Source organism: Methylobacterium sp. EM32 (assembly GCF_040593685.1).
Taxonomy (GTDB): Bacteria; Pseudomonadota; Alphaproteobacteria; order Rhizobiales; family Beijerinckiaceae; genus Methylobacterium.
In genome coordinates, this window is record NZ_JBEXZS010000153.1 from 1 (window position 1) to 5,023 (window position 5,023).

Here is a 5,023-nt window from a genome sequence, read left to right on the forward strand (position 1 = left end):
CGCCCGCCCCCGGCGATCCCGTAGCCGAGGTGGTGGCCGCGCGCCTCGCCGACCCGAACTTCACGCTGATCCGCCGCCTCAATACGAAGCAGCGCGAGGCGATGCAGGCCTTCTACGCGCTCGGCGCCTTCAAATCGGTCTGGCTCACCGAGACCGGCTGGAGCGACGCCGCCAAGGCGGTGATCGCCCGGCTCCAGGCGGCGGGCGAGGACGGGCTCGACCCGCTCGCCTACCCGATCCCGCTCCTCGACCCGCCCCACGCCAAGCCCGCCGACCGGGCCGAGGCCGACCTGAAGCTCTCGGCGGCGGCCGTGCTCTACGCCCGCGACGCCCGCGGCGGCCGCCTCGAGCCGTCGCGGCTGTCGCGCTTCATCACCCCGAAGCTCGACCTGCCCTCGGCCGACGCGGTGCTGACCCGCCTCACCCCGGCCGGCAGCGGCGCCGGCGGCCTGCTCCAGGCCTACAATCCGGGGCAGCCCGGCTACCTCGCCCTGAAGGCGAAGCTCGCCGCTTTACGCGCCCAGCAGCCGAACCGCGCCGTGCCGATGGTGCGCCTGCCGAAGGGCCCGGCGCTGAAGGCCGGCATGCGCGACCCGCGGGTGCCGCTGATCCGCGCCCGGTTCGGGCTCGGCGGCGCGGCGGACGCCACCGCCTACGACGAGGGCGTGGCGACGGCGGTGGCGAGCTTCCAGCGCCAGCGCGGCATGAAGGCCAGCGGCGTGCTCGACCCGGCCACCGTGGCGGCGCTCGCGGGTCCGACGCCGGACCGGCAGGAGGCCGACCTCCTCGCCAACATGGAGCGCTGGCGCTGGCTGCCGGCGGATCTCGGCCGCACCCACGTCTTCGTCAACATCCCCGAATACAAGGTGCGGGTGATCCGCGACGGCCGCGTCCTCGACGAGGCGCGGGTGATCGTCGGAAAGCCCGATTCGCCGACCCCGATCTTCTCCGGCGAGATGACCTACGCGGTGGTCAACCCGTCCTGGACGGTGCCGCCCTCGATCCTCAAGAGCCAGTTCCTCCCCGGCCTCGCCCGCGACCCGAACTACGCGGCGCGCCTGGGCTACCAGGTGGTCAAGCGCGGCAACGGCATCGCCATCCGGCAGCCGCCGGGGGAGCGCAACGCGCTCGGCTTCATCAAGTTCATGTTCCCCAACGACCACGCCGTCTACCTGCACGACACGCCGAACCGCTCCCTGTTCTCCCGCTCGGAGCGGGCGCTGAGCCACGGCTGCGTGCGCGTCGACGATCCGTTCCGCTTCGCGCAGGTCGTGCTCGGGCCGCGCTGGCCGACCGAGCGGCTGAAGACGCTGATCGGCAAGGGCGAGCGCACGGTGATGCTGCCCGAGAAGCTGCCGGTGCACCTGGCTTACTTCACCCTGGAGGCCGACGGCTCCGGGCCCCTGCGCAGCCTGCCCGACCTCTACGGCATCAACGCCCGGGTGAAGGTGGCGCTCGGCCTCTCGACCGAGGCGCTGCCGCCGGAGGCCGGCCGCAAGCCGAAGGTCGCCGTGCAGAAGCCCGCCGCGACCCCGCCCGGCCATCCCGGCGCGGCGCCGCGCCCGCACCGCGATGTCGCCCAGCAGCAGGCCGCGCCCCGCCCGAGCCCCCGCCGCCCGGTCGCCACCGCGACCGAGCCCGAGGAGCCGGCGGTGGTCCAGCCGGCGCCGGACTATTTCGGCGAGACCGGGGCGATCCGGCGGGGCTGGTGGTAGCCGTCGAAGGACGAAAGGGACGCGGTACACCTCCTCTCCCCGCGGGCGGCAGGCAGGGCGGCTGTCCGGGGAAACGAAACAGCGCGGGCTCTCTCCTCTCCCCGACAGATCCCGGGCTTGCCCGGGATCTGCAAGAGACAGTCGAAGTCGGGCAAGCCCGACTTCTCGCGGGGAGAGGGCTGCGTCCCCGTTCAGGGGACGCAGCAAGCGGAGGCGTAGCCGGAGTGAGGGTGAGGGGGTGTTTCCGGAGGAGCTTCACCCGTCGAGACCCCCTCACCCTCGGCTAGCGCCTCGCTTTGGTGACGACAAGGTCACCAAAGCCCTCTCCCCGCGCGCGGGGAGAGGGGAATGCCCGCGCCTCCCCCGTCCACGGGCGCCCCGCTTCCAATGAACCGGGTCGCGCTCCGTCGTGCATGGCCGCTGGGAGCATCACCCTCTCCATTCCCCTTTCGGCGAAAACCGCCTAGATGCTCACCATGTCGCAGCCTCCGACCGCCCCCGCGCCCGTCATCGTCCTCGTCGTCGACGACAGCAAGCTCGCCCGCGCCGTCGCCGTGCGGCTGCTGCGGCAGGCCCGGCCGGACTGGGTCGCGCGCGAGGCCGCCAATGCCGACGAGGCCGCGTCCATCGTGGCGGCCGAGCCCGTCGACATGGCGCTCCTCGACTTCAACATGCCGGGCAAGGACGGCCTCGCCCTGGCGCAGGACCTGCGCGCGGCGCGGCCGGGGATGCCGGTCGCGGTGATCTCCGCCAACATCCAGGACGAGGTGATCGCCCGCGCCCGCGAGCTCGGGGCGACGTTCCTGGCCAAGCCCCTCACCGGCGAGGCGCTGGCGGGCTTCCTCTCGGGCGCGAGCCTGCGCCTGCGCCGGGGCGGCACGCCGTGAACGCCGCCGGATCGGCAGGCCTGACCGAACTGCAGCAGGACGCCTTCACCGAGCTCGTCAATATCGGGGTCAGCCGCGCCGCCGCGAGCCTGCGCCAGATGATCGGAACCCAGGTGCTGCTCTCGGTGCCCTCCGTCGAGATCGTCTCGCGCCAGGCCGCCGCGCGGCTGATCGGCGAGCGCGAGGCGGCGCCGCTCGTGGTGGTGCACCAGGATTTCGCCGGCGCCTTCGCGGGCCGTGCCCTGCTGATCTTCCCGCAGGAGAACGGCCGCGAGCTGGTCCGGGCCGTCGCCGGCGAGGAATTGTCGCCCGAGGAGGTCGCCGCCCTCGAGGACGAGGCCCTGGCCGAGACCGGCAACATCATCCTCAACGGCTGCCTCGCCACCATGGCGAACATGCTCCAGCGCACCCTGACCATGTCGCTGCCCGGCATCGTGCGCGGGGATGGCCGGCGGATCTTCGGGCTGGAGACGGACGAGGCGGCAGGGGCCGACGCCCTGGTGCTGTTCCTCTACATCGACTTCTCGGTGAGCGAGCGCGACATCCGCGGCTACCTGGCGATGCTGATGGACCTGCCGTCGCTGGAGAATCTGCGGCTCCTGGTCGACGAGTTCATCGCCCGCGCCCTCGGCGACCTCGACGCATGACGCCCGGCCCCCGTCCCGGATCCACCGCGTGAGCGCCCCCGACGGCACCACCCTCGCCGCTTCCATCGCGGCGGCACGCACCCGCGCCGGGCCGTTCCTGACTGCGCTGGAGCACTCGCGCCAGCCGATGCTGATCAGCGACCCTGCGCTCCCCGACAACCCGGTCGTCTTCGCCAACCAGGCCTTCCTGACCCTCACCGGCTACGACGCCGCCGAGGTGATCGGGCGCAACTGCCGCTTCCTACAAGGGGCGGACACCGATCCGGGCGCGATGGCGGCGATCCGCGAGGGCCTGCGCGAGGAGCGCGTGGTCCGGGTCACGCTCCTGAACTACCGCCGCGACGGCAGCCGGTTCTGGAACCAGCTGCTGATCTGCCCGATCCGCGACGAGGCCGGCCGCCTCGTCAACTTCTTCGCCTCGCAGGTGGACATGTCGCATGTTCACGAGGCCGAGACCGGGCGCGAGCGCCTCGCCGATATCGAGCGGCGGCTGGCCGAGGCGCAGCGCCAGCTCTCCCTGACCCTGTCCTCGGCCGGCATCGCCGGCACCTGGGACTGGGACATCGTGGGCAAGCGCCTGCATGTCGACGGGCGCTTCGCCGCGCTCACCGGCCTCAGCCCCCCGCCGCGGCCCGGCACCGTGCCGCTTAGCCCCGGTCCCTTGCCGGCGAGCGCCTTCTTCACCGGGATCCACCCCCTCGACCGCCTGCGGCTGCGCCTCGCGGTGAGCGGAATCCTCGGCGGGGCCGAGGTGTTCGACAAGGAGTACCGCCTGCTCGCTCAGGACGGCACGGTGCGCTGGGTCCATGCCCGCGGCCGCTGCCATTTCGGCCCGGACGGCCGGCCCGCCCGCTTCACCGGCGTGCTGGTCGAGGTCACTGAGCAGAAGCGGGTCGAGGAGCGGTTGCGCATCGCCCAGTCGGCGGGCCGGGTCGGCGCCTTCGAGCACGTGCCCGGCTTCGCCACGGTGACCGCCTCGCCGCAATTCTGCAGCCTGCTCGGCCTGGTGCCGGCCCGCACGGTGGCGGCGAGCGCCGTCAACGCGCTGGTGGTCGAGGGCGACCCGCCGCTGCTGGCGCCCGACCAGCGCCAGGAGGGCGAGTTGCCGCCGATCGAGACCCGGGTGCGGCTGGCGGACACCGGCGAGGTGCGCTGGCTGGTGCGCCGCGGCGAGGCGATCCGCGACACCGAGACCTCGGGCCTGCGCCATGTCGGGGTGGTCTACGACGTCACCGAATCGAAGCGGGCCGAGGTCGCCTTGCGCGAGCTCAACGACACGCTCGAGGCGCGGGTGCGCGAGGCGGTGGCCGAGCGCGAGCGGGCCGAGGAGCAATTGCGCCAGTCGCAGAAGATGGAGGCGGTGGGCCAGCTGACGGGGGGCATCGCCCACGACTTCAACAACCTGCTCACCGGCATCGTTGGCTCCCTCGACCTGATGCAGACCCGCATCAACGAGGGCCGTATCGAGAACCTGACCCGCTACGCCGGCCTCGCCATGGCCTCGGCCCAGCGCGCCGCCGCGCTGACCCACCGGCTGCTCGCCTTCTCGCGCCGCCAGCCACTCGAGGCGAGGCCCGTCGACGCCAACCGGCTGGTGAGCTCGATGGACGAGTTGATGCGCCGGACGCTGGGCGAGCGGGTGCAGCTGGAAGTGGTGGTGGCCGGCGGCCTGTGGCTGACGCTCTGCGACCCCAACCAGCTCGAGAACGCGATCCTCAACCTCGCCATCAACGCCCGCGACGCGATGCCGGAGGGCGGGCGCCTCACCATCGAG

4 protein-coding genes are annotated in these 5,023 nt (G+C 73.0%); all 4 read left to right on the top strand.

The window, feature by feature from the left end:
• Positions 1–1,715, top strand: a 1,715-nt coding sequence (locus ABZT49_RS20860; protein ID WP_355288622.1) for a L,D-transpeptidase family protein, incomplete at its 5' end; no start/stop codon positions are given.
• Positions 1,716–2,191: 476 nt separating this feature from the next.
• Positions 2,192–2,602 (top strand): response regulator, encoded by a 411-nt coding sequence (locus tag ABZT49_RS20865; RefSeq protein WP_355288624.1) that lies wholly within the window; start codon positions 2,192–2,194, stop codon positions 2,600–2,602.
• Positions 2,599–3,249 carry a chemotaxis protein CheX gene (locus ABZT49_RS20870; RefSeq protein WP_355288626.1) on the top strand — a complete coding sequence of 217 codons (651 nt, stop codon included), beginning with the start codon at positions 2,599–2,601 and terminating at the stop codon, positions 3,247–3,249. Before ABZT49_RS20865 ends, ABZT49_RS20870 begins: the two co-directional genes overlap by 4 nt.
• 28 nt (positions 3,250–3,277) lie before the next feature.
• Positions 3,278–5,023, top strand: a 1,746-nt coding sequence (locus ABZT49_RS20875; RefSeq protein WP_355288628.1) for a PAS domain S-box protein, incomplete at its 3' end; no start/stop codon positions are given.

Coding starts and splice junctions, on each gene's coding strand:
- ABZT49_RS20865 (WP_355288624.1), top strand. CDS start 2,192: ATGTCGCAGCCTCCGACCGCCCCCGCGCCCGTCATCGTCCTCGTCGTC.